This is a genomic window from Allobosea sp. (genome assembly GCF_017308015.1).
Lineage (GTDB): Bacteria > Pseudomonadota > Alphaproteobacteria > Rhizobiales > Beijerinckiaceae > Allobosea.
Window position 1 is genome coordinate 132,592 of sequence record NZ_JAFKFW010000014.1, and the last position, 13,863, is coordinate 146,454.

Consider the following 13,863-nt stretch of genomic DNA (forward strand, 5'->3'; position numbering starts at 1 on the left):
GCGGACGGGCTCCCGGCGCTCACCGCTCAGCGACGGTGGCGTCCCGCGGCATACAGAGTGCCTTGTCGCCGCCTTCCCTGATGAAATTCAGAATCTCGTGAACCAGAGGATGCTCGACAAACTCGGTCGCGACATCGTCGACACGCTCGGTCAAGGTTCCTTCGGCCGCGAAAAGCAGCCGATAGGCTCGGCGCAGCTCGTGGATCTGCTCGCGCGTGAAGCCGCGCCGCTTAAGACCGACGAGATTGAGTCCAACCAGATGCGCAGGGTTGTCCCGCACCGTGCCGAACGGGATGATGTCGCTCAACACTCCGGCGCCGCCGCCGATAAAGGCGTGGTCGCCGATGCGCACGAATTGCTGCAGGCCGGCGCCACCACCGACGATGACATAGTTCCCGATAGTGACATGGCCCGCGCACATCACATTGTTCGAGAAAATGATGTTGTCGCCGAGGCGGCTGTCATGGCCGACATGGGAATTGGCCAGGAAAAAGCAGCGGTCACCAACGCTGGTGACCATGCCGCCGCCTTCCGTGCCCGGATTCATCGTGACGCCCTCGCGGATCTGGCAGTCCGCCCCGATGGTCAGCGTCGAGGGCTCGCCACGATACTTCACGTCCTGCGGCGGATGCCCGATCGAGGCGAAGGGGTAGATCCGCGTGCGCGGGCCGATCGTCGTCCGGCCGGCCACGACCGCATGGCTGACAAGCTCGACGCCTTCGCCGAGCACCACATCGGGCCCGACCTCGCAGAACGGCCCGATCTTTACGCCTGCACCGAGCTGGGCCTTCGGGTCGACGAGCGACATGGGATGGATGGTGACGCTCATCGAGACGCTGCCCTGATCCTGAACCGATCCGATGCTCAAACGACCATTGCCGAAATCTCGGCTTCGGCCACGAGCACTCCGTCGACGCGCGCCTCGCCCCGATAGAAGAAGATGTTGCGCTTGCGGGCGAGCTTGGTGAGATGGAAGCGCAACTGATCGCCTGGCGTGACCGGCTTGCGGAACTTCGCCTTGTCGATCGTGGTGAAGAGAACGGTCTGGACCGACTTCTCCTCCGGCCCGCGCGCGTTGACGACGAGGACGCCCGCCGTCTGTGCCATCGCCTCGATCATCAGAACGCCCGGAAACACCGGCCGCTCCGGGAAATGGCCGGTGAACTGCGGCTCGTTGACCGTCACGTTCTTGATGCCCACGCCGGAGTTATCACCGTCGATCTCGACAACCCGATCGACCAGCAGAAACGGATAGCGGTGGGGGATGCTGGCCATGATCTTCTGGATGTCGATTACACCCAGTGCTGTCGTCGCCTCGCTCATGGTCTGTCTTCTCCCGCGGGCCGCCGCCGCGGCCGCGCCTCACATTCACTTCTGCGACCGGAGGCAGGCAACACTCCTGCAACCGGCCACGATTTCAAAGCCTGTCGCCGCTTTGCCGGAAACCAGGCTGGTTGGGCAACAAAATTCTCAGCATCGAAACAGAAAGAGCTCATCCGGCGGTCGACGCGCGCTGTACTCAATCCTGACTTGCGCCCGGCTTCCGGCCCCGGTTGGCAACCAGCGTCTTGAGCAGCGCGGTTTCGCGCGCCCAGCCGAGCGCGGGCTGTGCCGGATATCCGCCATAGCGGGCACCGCGTGGAACGTCGCCGGCAACCCCGCTTTGCGCCGCGATCTGTGCGCCGACACCGATAACGAGATGACCGGCAAGCCCGACCTGGCCGCCTAGCACGACGAAATCCTCGAGCGTCGAGGAGCCCGCGAGGCCGGTCTGGGCGCAGATCACGCAATGGCGCCCGATGACGCAGTTATGGCCGATCTGGACGAGATTATCGATCTTGGTGCCCTCGCCGATCACCGTGTCGCGGCTGGCGCCGCGATCGATCGTGGTGTTGGCACCGATCTCGACATCGTCCTGGATGATGACGCGGCCGACCTGCGGCACCTTCATATGGCCCTTGGGGCTCATCGCGAAGCCGAAGCCGTCCTGCCCGATCCGGGCGCCGGGATGGACGATGACGCGGTTTCCGATCAGGGATGCCTGGATCGTGCTACCCGCTCCGATCGAACAGTTGCGCCCAATCCTGACCTGCGGGCCGATGATCGCATGCGCGGCCACGACGGTACCGGCTCCGATCTCGGCCCCTGGACCGATCACGGCCCCTGGATCGACGGTGACGCCGGCTTCGAGGACGGCGGTGGCATGAACGATGGCGCCCGGCGCGACACCTTGCGACGCGAAGATCGATTCCGGCCTCAGGGCATTCGGGAAGCAGTGCGCCATCACCTTCGCAAAGGCGTGATAGGGCGCCGGCGAAACCAGGGCCACCGTTCCCGCCGGCACACGATCGGCGAAGCGGGGCGAGACGAGGCACAAGCCCGCCTTGGTCGCGGCCAGGGCGTCCGTGTATTTCGGGTTGTCCATATAGGCGAGATCGGACGGACCGGCATTTTCGAGAGCGGCGATGCCATCAAGCCGCCGAGCCGGCTCCGCACCGTCCGGCAAGACAGCACCCGAAATGCTTGCGACCTCGCCGAAGTCCAGCGAGGTCGCGAAGGGAAAGAAAACTGGCTCTGCCATGATCCGATCCGGAGCGGATCGCCATGCATCCCGCGGGATCTGAAGATGGCAATCCATGTCATTGTCATCGCATCGATTTCTCCCGGGAAGCGGAATCCACTTCCCGGTCGATGCCCAAGCCCGCTTATGTCAGAAGCGGGTACCGCCCGAGAAGCGGAAGGCCTGGAGACGGTCGCCACCGTATTTGCCGAACACGCCCGTCACCGGATGCATGCCCCACTGGCCGTCATCCTTGGTCAGAGCATAGGCATAGTCGAACCGGATCGGTCCGAGCGGTGACTGCCACAGCAAGCTCACGCCGACCGAGGAGCGCAGAACGTTCTTGTCGCGGATACAGCCGATATTCGACTGGGCGCCGCCCGTGACGACATTGTACTGGCGCGCCTCGGAGCCGGCGGGGCAGCCATAAACCACCGCCTTCGAACCGCCGTCATAGTTGAACAGCGTCCCTGCATCGGCGAAGATCGCGCCGCGCAGGCCGAGGTCACGCGGCAAGCCGAAGAGCGGGAACTGCACCTCGACCGTACCGCCAAAATAGGTCGTGCCGCCCACTGCGTTAGCCGTCGGGTCGTTCAGCACGTCGCGCGGGCCGATGCCGGACGGTGCGAAACCACGCACCAGCGACGGGCCGAGGAAGTAGTGATCGACCATGCGCAGATTGCCGCTGGTCGCCTGGACATGACCGCCCTGGACGCGAAGAAGGCCGACCACATCGTCGAAGATCTCGCGATAGTAGCGGGCATCCGCCGCGATGCGCAGGAACTTCGAGTCGCCGCCGAGACCCGCGAATTCCGGCTTCAGTTCCGCCGCGAAGCCGTTGCGCGGGTTCTGGACGCTGTCGAGCGAGTTGTAATTGAAGTTCAGGCCGACGAGCGAGGTCAGGGTCCTGCCCTGAGCCTCCTTGACCGCCACGGTCGCCTCGCCGTTGGTCACGCAATTGAAGGTCGAATCGGAAGCGACTGCTCCAGGCGTGCCGGGCGTGATGCCCGCGATCGGATAGGTACAGTCGTTATAAGGCCGGCTGACATCATTCGGAATGTCGATCTCGGTCTGGTACAGCGAGTAACGCGGCGTGATCGAAAACTCTTCCGTGATCGGGAAGGTGAAGCGCACCTGCCCGCCGGTCACGCGGCTCTCGAAGCGGCCGGTGTTGTAGTTGTCGTTGAACTTCGAGAACAGGTCGATACCCGCCGCCACGCGATAACCCAGGAAATAGGGCTCCGTGAACGAGAAATCGACACCCTGCGTCCTTTGACCGAGCGTACCCGCGATGCGGACGAACTGGCCGCGACCGAGGAAGTTCGATTCCGACAGGGAGATCTCACCGATCACGCCGTCCGAGGTCGAGTAGCCACCGGCAACCGAGAAGGAGCCGGTCGCCTTGTCCTCGACGTCGATATTGACGACCACGCGATCCGGAGCCGAACCCGGCTCGTTGGTGATGCGAACCTTGGTGAAGAAGCCGAGATTGTTCAGGCGACGCTCGGCGCGATCGACCATGACCTTGTTGTAGGCGTCGCCCTCGCCGAGATCGAGCTCACGGCGAACGACATAGTCGCGGGTCCGGGTGTTGCCACGCACGTTGATGCGCTCGACATAGACCCGCGGCCCCTCATCGACGACATAGGTGATGCCGATCAGACGACCCGAGGGATCGCGATCGCCGCGCGGACGAACCTGGGCGAAGGCATGGCCGCGGCGCGCCACTTCCGTGGTGAGCGCTACCAGAGACTTCTCGACCGCCTCGGCATTGTAGGTATCCCCCGTCGAGGTCGCGACATAGCGCTGCAGGGCAGCGGCATCGACATCACGCAGCGCGGAATCGACCGAAACATTGCCGACCTGATAGCGTTGCCCCTCTTCGACCTGAATATCGACAACCCAGCCGCCGGCCGCCTCATCGAAGCGGGCGCCACTGTTGACGATCTGGAAATCGGCATAGCCGTTCTTCAGGTAGAAGCGACGGATGAGGTCCAGATCCGAATTGATCCGGTCGGAATCATAGACGTCGGAGGTCTTGATCCAGCTCAGGAAATTCGTTTCCGTCGAGGTCATCAGACCGCGCAGACGCCCGGCCGAATACGCATGGTTGCCGGTGAAATTGATCGACTTGATGCCGGTCTTGCCGCTCTCGTTGATGGTGAAGACGAGATCCTGACGACCATTCGGCAGCGGCGCGAGGCGCGCACTGACCGACGACAGGCCATAGCCGACGCGCCTGTAAGCCTCGCGCAGGCGCTCGACATCGGAATTCATCAGCGCCTGGCTGACCGGGCCACCCGCGCGCGACTGAACGACCTGCGAAAGCTGGTCGCCCTTCAGCTTGCGATTGCCCTCGAAGGCGACGCGATTGACCGTACCGCCCTGCTCCTGGACCGAAACGACGATCTGCGAGCCGCGCCGGTTGACCTGCACGCTGCTGAACAGGCCAGTCGCCAGCAGGCTCTCACGGATCTCCTGGGGGCTCTCGCGGCCGGCGGCGTAGGAGCGGATCGTCTCCGCATCGACCCGCCGATTGCCGTGGACAACCACAGCCTGCGCGAAAGCCACACCACCACTCACGGCCAGCATCAAAGCCGAAAGTCCGATCGATCGAGAGAGCCGCATCTTGATCGTCCGGCTCTGTTGGGTCGACGTCATCGGGTCGCCTATTCCATCTCTCTGGTCACCACCCCAAACGGGGACCGCCATCAACCGATGGCAGCAAGGGGACATTGCGGTTCAAACGCTTCTACAAAGTTTCCAGCAGGGTGCAAACCGCGATCATCGTTAATAAAGCGTTTTTAGAAGTCTCGTTGCCGACGGGCCACGCGGGGCGCCGTTCTTCCGCCACAAAACACGGCCCGGACGGTGGTTTTCAGAGCATACCGCGGACGTGGACGATGTCGTTCCAGGTCACGAACAGCATCAGCATCAGCACAAGCGCAAGGCCCAGCCGGAATCCGATCTCCTGCGCGCGCGGGCTCAGCGGCCGGCCGCGGAGCGCCTCGTAGAGATAGAACAGCAGATGTCCGCCATCGAGCATCGGAACCGGCACGAGATTCATCAGGCCGATCGAAACCGAGAGGATGGCGGCGAGATTGATCAACCCGAGCAGGCCGCCATTCGAGGCGACGATGCCGGAGACCTGCGCGATCCGAATCGGACCGGACAACTGGTCGGTGGATTCACGTCCGGTCACCAGCTTGGCGATGTAGTCGTAAGTCCGGGTCACGACGAACCAGGTCTCGACGAAGCCGGTCCTGGCGGAATCGAGCAGCCCGAATCGTTGCGTCCGCCAGTCCTCAGGTCGCGGCGAGGCCCTGACGCCGATCACGCCGATGCGCTGCGTGCCGAGCTCGGTCTTCATCTCGGTGAGCGCAGGCGTCACCGGCAGCGTCATCAGGCTGCCGTCGCGCTCGACTGAAACCTCGAGGCGCTCCTCGGGCCGGATCGAGACGATGCGCTGCATGTCGGAGAAGCTGTCGACCTTCTGGCCGTCGATGGCGATCACGATGTCGCCCGCCTTCAATCCGGCCTTCTCCGCGGCGCTACCGGCAACGACCGCATCGACGCGCGGGATGAGCACCTGCTTGCCGAAGAAGAAGGCCGAGCCGGCGAAGATCAGGATCGCCAGCAGGAAATTCGCGATCGGGCCGGCGGCGACGATCGCCGCCCGCTCACCCAGCGACTGCGCCGGGAAGGAGCGCGCGCGGTCCTGAGGCGACATCCGGTCCACCGCGGCGGCGTCGGGCGCGCTGGAGGCGTCGGCATCGCCCGAGAACTTGACGTAGCCACCGAGCGGGATCAGCGCGAAGCGCCAGCGCGTGCCATGCCGGTCGTTGAAGCCGAAGAGCTCGCGGCCGAAGCCGATGGAGAACGTCTTGACGTCGACCCCGCACCAGCGCCCGACCAGGAAATGGCCGAGTTCATGGACGAAGACGACGATGGTCAGGACGAACAGGAACGGCAGCAGATAGCCGAGCATGAAGTGCCCGGCGTTCCAGAGCGGCGCTGCGAATTCCATCGAACTTATCCCCCCGGGGTCCTGACAGCCTTGAAAGACTGTTAGGTGACAGTGAACCGCGCTTGCGACAAGAGCGAGGCAGCCCGCCGTCTCGAATCGTGGTCAATGGCCAGCGCCTCCGCCACGTCGCCCGGAGCCTCCGATCCGGCGGGAGAAGCTGCGCAGACCGCCTCCACCAGCGCCGCAATATCGGGAAAGCGGAGCCGACGCTCCAGGAACGCGGCCACGGCCACCTCGTTGGCGGCGTTGAGTACGGCCGGCGCGGCGCCGCCCTCGCGCAAAGCGGCCATGGCGAGGCCGAGCGCCGGGAAGCGGGCGAGATCGGGCCGCTCGAAGCTCAGTGGCGCCGACACCGCCAGATCCAGGAAGCGTTGCGGCGGCGCATCGAGGCGGCCGTCGATGCCGAGGCAATGCGCCGCAGCGACCCGCATGTCCGGTACGGCCATGCCGGCGCTGACCGAGCCGTCGCGGAACGTGACGAGGCCATGGACGATCTGCTGGGGATGGACGAGCACATCGAGCTGGTCCGGCTGCAGATCGAACAGGAAGCGGGCCTCGATCAGCTCCAGCCCCTTGTTCATCATGCTGGCGGAATCGATCGTGATCTTGGCACCCATCGCATAGTTCGGGTGCTTCAGCGCCTGATCCGGCGTCGCCGCGGCGATGCGCTCGGCGCTCCAGGTCCGGAACGGGCCGCCGGAGGCGGTGAGCGTCATGCTGCGGACCGATGAGAGCGGCTCGGCGCCGAGAACCTGGAATAGCGCATTGTGCTCGGAATCGAGCGGCAACAGGCGGGCTCCGACCTCGGCTGCCCGCGCCATCACGGCTGCGCCGGCACAGACGAGGCTTTCCTTGTTGGCGAGCGCGATCGTCCGCTCGGGCCGGAGCGCGGCGAAGGTCGCTTCCAGCCCGGCTGCGCCGGAAATCGCGCTGACCACGATATCGGCGGGGTGATCGACCGCCTCCAGCACGGCGGAACGCCCTGCACCGCTGGCGATACCCGTGCCGGAAAGTGCCTGCTTCAGGGCCTCGCCTCCGGCGGCATCGGCCAGCGCGGCAAAGGACGCGCCCACCTCGACCGCGGTCCGGGCCAGCGCTTCCGCATCCCGGCCACCGACCACGGTCGCGATCGACAGGCGCTCGGGATTCTCGGCGACAATGTCGCGAACCGAACGTCCGACGGAGCCGGTCGCTCCCAGAAGCGTGACGCTGCGTAGGGGCATCGCGATCAAAGGTTGAGATGCAGGGCGAAGAGCGCGAAGCCAGCCAGGACCAGAACCGCCCAGTAGCCGTCGAGCCGGTCGAGGAAGCCGCCATGACCGGGAATGAACTTGCTCGAATCCTTGGCATCGAAGCGGCGCTTGAGCGAAGACTCGAACAGATCGCCCGCCTGGCTGACGATCGAGCCCGCGAACGAGGCGGCGACCACCGGACCGGCCGCCGTCATGCCCTGCAGCGCCGGCATCAGTCGCCAGACCAGATAGCCGCCGATCATACCCGCGACAGCCCCGCCGATCGCTCCCGACCAGGTTTTCTTCGGGCTGACCGCCGGCATCAGCTTCGGCCCGCCCAGTTTGCGGCCCGTGAAATAGGCGGCAATGTCGGTGAGCCAGACGACGGCGAAGCTCCACAGGATCAGGGCAAGGCCGATCCCCGGAAGATCACGCAATGCCGGCGTGACCAGCGCGAAGGCGAGAGCATAGGCCACGCCGCAGAGTTCGAGCGCCAGACGCGAGCGCACGAAAGGCGTTGCGAGAGCGCCGAGAAGGGCAGCGGCCGCCGCCGTCCCGGCAAGCGCTGCGGGACTCGCCGAGGAGAAGCCCAGCACGAGACCGGCGATGACCACCCCGATGCCGGCGGGAATCGCATTGCCGCGGCCGATGATCGCGAGCCATTCATAAGCGACGAGGCCGGCGACGAGGATCCAGACCAGCCGGAACGGCCAGCCGCCCCAGAGCGTGACCAGCAGGATCAGCGCGCCGAGCACCAGCGCCGAGACGACCCTGAGCTTCAGCTCGGAGTTCGCGCGCGGCGCGGAAGGGGACGGCGCATTCACGCGACGCCTACGCTGCGGTCTGACGGGGTGGACAGCCCGCCGAAGCGGCGCTCGCGCTGACGATACTGGGTCAGGGCTTCCTCGAAAGCGGCGCGGTCGAAATCAGGCCACATCACCGGGGCGAAGATGAACTCGGCATAGGCGGCCTGCCAAAGCAGGAAATTCGAGATCCGGGTTTCCCCCGATGTCCGGATGACCAGCTCCGGGTCTGGAAGATCGTGGGTGTCGAGCTGGCGCGCGATCGCCGCCTCGTCGATCGCGGCGGGGTCGATCCGGCCGGCCGCGGCGTCCGCCGCCAGCCGGCGTGTCGCGCGCATGATCTCGTCGCGGGAGCCGTAATTGAAGGCGATCACCAGCACGAGGCCGGTATTGGTACGGGTGCTGGCTTCGGCATGCTCGACGAGGCGGCGCAGATCGGCCGCCAGGTCGTCCCTGCTGCCGATGATCCGCACCCGGACATTGGCGGCAGAGAGTTCGGCGAGGTCCTTCTCGATGAAATGCTTCAGAAGCCCCATCAGGAAGGAGACTTCGGCATAGGGACGGCGCCAGTTCTCGGTCGAGAAGCTGTACAGCGTCAGAACCCGGAGCCCGAGATCGCTGGCATTGCGCACGGTGCGCCGCAACGCGTCCAGCCCGCGGCGGTGGCCCTCCTGCCGCGGCAGTCCGCGCATCTGCGCCCAGCGCCCGTTCCCGTCCATGATGATGGCGACATGGGCCGGGTTGGACACGCCTGCGTCGTGCTGACCGGATGACATGCGGATGAGCCTCGCTCGGCTGCGGACGAAGGAACGCGGGAAGTCCCCCGCGCGGGAGATCGAACGTCCAGGCAATCAGACGTGCAGGATTTCCTTTTCCTTCGCCGCGAGCGCCTGGTCGATCTCGGCGATGTGCTGGTCGGTCGCCTTCTGGACCAGATCGGAATTGCGGGCAGCATCGTCCTTGGTCATGTCGCCATCCTTCTCCAGCTTCTTGACGACGTCGATGCCGTCGCGGCGAACGTGGCGCACCGAGATCTTGGCCTCCTCGGCGTATTTATGCGCGACCTTGACCATCTCCTTGCGGCGCTGCTCGTTCAGCTCGGGGATGCGGATACGCAGAACCTGGCCTTCCGTCTGCGGGTTGAGGCCGAGATCGGATTCGCGGACCGCCTTGTCGACGGCCTGGACCATCGAGCGATCCCAGACCTGGACGCTGAGCAGGCGCGGTTCCGGTACGGAGACCGTGGCGAGCTGGCTTAGCGGGGTGCGGGCGCCATAGGCTTCGACCATGATCGGATCGAGCATGTTGGCGGAGGCGCGGCCGGAGCGCAGCGAGGCGAGATCGCCCTTGAAGGACTGCACCGCACCGGCCATGCGGCGCTTGATGTCGGCGAGATCGAACGTCGTCTGGGCCATTTCAATCGAGACCTTGCAGAAATTTCAAAATCGGCGCGACCATGGCGGCGGTGCCGCGCAGGGTCAAGAATTACATCCTCGAACAGCATTTTCCCCCGCGATGAGCAAGGGAAAAGCGCCGATACCCGACGCTCATGGCCGATCCGCGGAGCTGCCCGCTGTTTCGCCCGGAAACAGCCCGATGTCCACCGCGCGGATCGGCGCGGCCGCTGGCCGGCCCGAAAGCAAGAAATGACGGAGAACCGGACGTGCCACGCCTCAACCGCATCGTCGAGACCGCGCTCTATGTCGACGATCTAGAATGCTCCGGCGCCTTCTACCAGGGCAAGCTCGGGCTCGTTCCCCTGCTCACGACCAGAACGCTCCTGGCCTACGATGTCGGCGGATCGAGCGTGCTGCTGCTGTTCCAGCGTGGCGCCTCGCTCCAGACCCAGAACTCGGCCGGCGGCAGCATTCCACCGCATGACGGCAGCGGGCCGCTCCACATCGCCTTCGCGATCGACAAGGAGGAACTCCCGGCCTGGGAAGCAAAGCTGGACGCTCTCGGCATTGCCGTGGAAGGGCGGATGCAATGGGAGCACGGCAGCACGAGCCTGTATGTCCGCGATCCGGACGGGCATCTGCTCGAACTGGCGACGCCCGGCCTGTGGAAGACCTACTGAGGCAGACGCCTCAGGGCGTCACATAGGTCGCCCTGCCCTCGCCACGCAGGACGGCAGCGAGCATGCCGGGCTCGGCGATCGAGAAGACGACGATGGTCAGGCTCGCATCGCGAGCGAGCGCGAAGGCCGCCGTATCCATCACCTTGAGGTCTCGCCTGATCGCATCCTCATGAGTGAGCGTATCGTAGCGGGTCGCAGCCGGGTCCTTCTTGGGGTCGGCGCTATAGACGCCGTCGACCTGCGTGGCCTTGAGCAGATGACTGCAGCCCAGTTCGGCCGCGCGCAGCGCAGCACCGGTATCGGTGGTGAAGTACGGGTTGCCGGTGCCGCCCCCCAGGATGACGACCTTGCCGTTGCTGAGATGGTCGAGCGCGCGCTTGCGGGCATAGCTCTCGCAGAGCGAGGGCATCGGCACCGCCGACATGGCGCGCGCCGGCGCGCCGGCCGCCTCGATCGAATGCTCCAGCGCCAACGCGTTCATCACCGTGCCGAGCATGCCGATCGAATCGGCGGTGGTGCGATCGAGGCCCTTGTTGAGGCCCTGGACGCCACGGAAGAAATTGCCGCCGCCGACGACGATGCCGATCTCGACGCCCTCGCGCGAGGCATGGGCGATATCGGCCGCGAGCGCCGTCAGCGTGGCGCCGTCGAGCCCATTGCCGACGGGGCCGGCAAGGGCTTCGCCGGAGAGCTTCACGAGAACGCGTTGGGGTCTCATCGATGTCTCTCCGTCGTGTTGGGGCCAGCCGCGATTCGACGCAGCCCTGTCTTCCTACAAAAAAGGCCGCGCGATGCGCGGCCTTTCTGTCATCTGGAAGCGAGCTTGTCAGCCCGCGGTGCCACCGGCGGCAGCGACCTCGGCCGCGAAGTCCTGCTCTTCCTTCTCGATCCCTTCGCCGAGCGCGAAGCGGGCGAAGCCGGCGAGCTTGACCGGAGCGCCGACCTTGCCCTCGATCTCCTTGAGGACCTGGGAGACCGACTTCGAGCCGTCATGGATATAGGCCTGATCGAGCAGGCAAAATTCCTTGGCGTAGCTCTTCAGGCCGCTCTCGATGATCTTCTCGAGGACATTGGCAGGCTTGCCGGCGTTCTTCTCGGCCAGGATCGCCTTCTCGCGCTCCAGGACGTCGGGAGCGACCGAAGCGAGGTCGAGCGCGACGGGGTTCGTCGCAGCGACATGCATGGCAAGCTGACGGCCGAGCGCAGCGAGCTCATCGCCCTTGCCGGTCGACTCGAGCGCGACGATGACGCCGATCTTGCCCAGGCCATCGGCGATCGCGCCGTGGACATAGGAACCGATCACGCCCGAGGAGACCTTCAGCGAGGCGACACGGCGCAGCGTCATGTTCTCGCCGATCGTGGCGATGGCGTTGGCGATCGCGTCCTGGACGGTGCCGCCGCCCGGATAGTGATGGCCGAGCAGCGCCTCGACGTCGCCGCCGCGCTCCAGCGCGACATCGGCGATGGTCTTGGCGAGCGCCTGAAACTCGGGGTTGCGCGCGACGAAGTCGGTCTCGGAATTGACCTCGGCGACGACGCCTTCGTTGCCCTGCACCGAGACGGCAACGAGGCCCTCGGCGGCGACGCGGTCGGCCTTCTTGGCAGCCTTGGAGAGGCCCTTGGCGCGCAGCCAGTCGATGGCCGCCTCCATGTTGCCGTCGGTCGCCGAAAGGGCTGCCTTACAATCCATCATGCCCGCGCCAGTCTTGTCGCGGAGTTCCTTCACGAGCGCGGCGGTGATCGCTGCCATCTGTCTTGTCCTTGCTGTCGGTGCGGCGCGGGCCCTCAGGGGCCAGCCGCGGATCGGAAGATACGGACGCCTGTATGGGGAAACGCCGACGCTCCGTTTCCGGCCGTCGGCGCACCCGCCCAACTTGTAAAAGCCGGCGTCAAATCGAGATCCTGATTGCGACGCGCGAATGACGCGCCGCAGTCAGGAGGCCTGCATCAGGCGTCGGCGAGATCGCGAGCCTGAGCGACCCAGCCCTCGCGGTCGATCTTGCCGCCGAGCTTCAGGTCGTGGTCGATCTTGGTCACGTCGGCCGGCGTCATCGCCGCGATCTGCCAGAAATGGTAGATGCCGCCGTCGTTGAGCTTCTGGACGGCGTCAGGACCCATGCCCGAGAGCTTGGTCAGGTCGTCCGGAGCGCCACGCGGGGTGGTCAGCGTCTCGAAGGCACCCGCAGCTTCCAGAGCCTCTTCGACAACCGGTGCCTCGGCGGCGCCGACATCGATGCCCTGGTCTCCCGAGGCGCGGCCGATGCCGTCGATCGCCGAGCGGGCGATCAGGTCGCAATAGAACTGGATCGCGCGGCCGGCGTCGTCGTTGGCAGGAACCGGGAAGGTGATGCCGTCCGGATCAGAGTTGGAGTCGACGATCGCGGCAACCGGGATGCCGAGGCGCCGGGCTTCCTTGATCGCAAGCGCTTCCTTGTTGGTGTCGATCACGAAGATCATGTCCGGCGTGCCGCCCATGTCCTTGATGCCGCCGAGAGCCTTCTCGAGCTTGTCGCGCTCGCGCGACAGCATCAGGCGCTCCTTCTTGGTCAGACCGGAGCCGCCGCCATTGAGCATTTCATCGACCTTGCGCAGACGCTGGATCGAAGCCGAAATGGTCTTCCAGTTGGTCAGCATGCCGCCGAGCCAGCGGGAGTTGACATAGTACTGGGCGGAGCGCTTGGCGGCATCCGCGATGGCGTCCTGCGCCTGGCGCTTGGTGCCGACGAAGAGAACGCGGCCGCCACGAGCGACGGTGTCCGACACGGCCTGCAGGGCGCGATGCAGCATCGGCACCGACTGCGACAGGTCGAGGATGTGGATGTTGTTGCGGACGCCGAAGATGTACGGGGACATCTTGGGGTTCCAGCGGTGGGCCTGGTGGCCGAAATGGGCGCCGGCCTCAAGGAGCTGGCGCATGGAGAAATCAGGCAGAGCCATCGTATTCTAGTCCTTCCGGTTGAGCCTCTGGAGCGCGAATGAACAAGGCATGAGCTGCCACGTCACCGGAACGCCTCGGGAGATCGAGGCGATGCGCTCCATGTGGGATGGGCTGCGCCTTACAGGGGTTGGCGCCGCATTGCAAGCAGTTGCGACCGAGAAAACGGAGCGCATCTCATGGCAAGGCCCATGCGGCATCCGCATGGGCCTGTCTAGAGTCACTCGCC

General features: G+C 65.5%; 13 protein-coding genes. 1 reads left to right on the plus strand and 12 read right to left on the minus strand.

Translation table 11 applies throughout. The annotated features are described in order from the left end of the window. Positions 1-19 precede the first annotated feature (19 nt). The 9 genes from lpxA to frr all read right to left on the minus strand — a co-directional run bounded on the left by lpxA (position 20) and on the right by frr (position 10,037). Positions 20-829, minus strand: coding sequence for an acyl-ACP--UDP-N-acetylglucosamine O-acyltransferase (lpxA, locus tag J0I42_RS13530; protein WP_291655462.1), 810 nt, complete (start codon positions 827-829; stop codon positions 20-22). A gap of 35 nt (positions 830-864) precedes the next feature. Next, a complete protein-coding gene (fabZ, locus tag J0I42_RS13535; protein WP_291655464.1) occupies positions 865-1,323 on the minus strand; it encodes a 3-hydroxyacyl-ACP dehydratase FabZ in 459 nt (152 codons plus the stop codon). A gap of 196 nt (positions 1,324-1,519) precedes the next feature. Next, complete coding sequence (gene lpxD, locus J0I42_RS13540) at positions 1,520-2,581, minus strand: UDP-3-O-(3-hydroxymyristoyl)glucosamine N-acyltransferase (protein ID WP_291655466.1); 1,062 nt, start codon at positions 2,579-2,581, stop codon at positions 1,520-1,522. A gap of 129 nt (positions 2,582-2,710) precedes the next feature. Next, positions 2,711-5,221, minus strand: coding sequence for an outer membrane protein assembly factor BamA (gene bamA, locus J0I42_RS13545; protein WP_291655469.1), 2,511 nt, complete (start codon positions 5,219-5,221; stop codon positions 2,711-2,713). Between the two features lie 217 nt (positions 5,222-5,438). Further along, complete coding sequence (gene rseP, locus J0I42_RS13550; protein WP_291655471.1) at positions 5,439-6,587, minus strand: RIP metalloprotease RseP; 1,149 nt, start codon at positions 6,585-6,587, stop codon at positions 5,439-5,441. Between the two features lie 41 nt (positions 6,588-6,628). Next, positions 6,629-7,810: a 1-deoxy-D-xylulose-5-phosphate reductoisomerase gene (gene dxr / locus J0I42_RS13555; RefSeq protein ID WP_291655473.1), complete on the minus strand. Its 1,182-nt coding sequence runs from the start codon at positions 7,808-7,810 to the stop codon at positions 6,629-6,631. A gap of 5 nt (positions 7,811-7,815) precedes the next feature. Next, on the minus strand, positions 7,816-8,643 hold the full coding sequence (locus tag J0I42_RS13560) for a phosphatidate cytidylyltransferase (protein WP_291655475.1): 828 nt from the start codon (positions 8,641-8,643) through the stop codon (positions 7,816-7,818). Beyond that, entirely contained in the window at positions 8,640-9,398 is a 759-nt protein-coding gene (locus J0I42_RS13565) for an isoprenyl transferase (protein WP_291655478.1), read from the minus strand. Before J0I42_RS13565 ends, J0I42_RS13560 begins: the two co-directional genes overlap by 4 nt. A 75-nt stretch (positions 9,399-9,473) precedes the next feature. Continuing rightward, on the minus strand, positions 9,474-10,037 hold the full coding sequence (gene frr / locus J0I42_RS13570) for a ribosome recycling factor (RefSeq protein WP_291655479.1): 564 nt from the start codon (positions 10,035-10,037) through the stop codon (positions 9,474-9,476). Positions 10,038-10,285: 248 nt separating this feature from the next. On the opposite strand from frr, the gene J0I42_RS13575 reads away from it, so the two are divergent. After that, the gene (locus J0I42_RS13575) at positions 10,286-10,699 is read left to right on the plus strand and encodes a VOC family protein (RefSeq protein WP_291655481.1); all 414 of its coding nucleotides are present in this window, start codon (positions 10,286-10,288) and stop codon (positions 10,697-10,699) included. Between the two features lie 10 nt (positions 10,700-10,709). Here J0I42_RS13575 and pyrH read toward each other — a convergent pair whose 3' ends face one another. The 3 genes from pyrH to J0I42_RS13590 all read right to left on the minus strand — a co-directional run bounded on the left by pyrH (position 10,710) and on the right by J0I42_RS13590 (position 13,636). Next, positions 10,710-11,417 carry a UMP kinase gene (gene pyrH / locus J0I42_RS13580; protein WP_291655483.1) on the minus strand — a complete coding sequence of 236 codons (708 nt, stop codon included), beginning with the start codon at positions 11,415-11,417 and terminating at the stop codon, positions 10,710-10,712. Between the two features lie 108 nt (positions 11,418-11,525). Then, positions 11,526-12,449, minus strand: a complete 924-nt coding sequence (tsf, locus tag J0I42_RS13585; protein WP_291655485.1) for a translation elongation factor Ts — start codon at positions 12,447-12,449, stop codon at positions 11,526-11,528. 197 nt (positions 12,450-12,646) lie between these two features. Beyond that, positions 12,647-13,636 carry a 30S ribosomal protein S2 gene (locus tag J0I42_RS13590; protein ID WP_291655487.1) on the minus strand — a complete coding sequence of 330 codons (990 nt, stop codon included), beginning with the start codon at positions 13,634-13,636 and terminating at the stop codon, positions 12,647-12,649. Positions 13,637-13,863 lie beyond the last annotated feature (227 nt).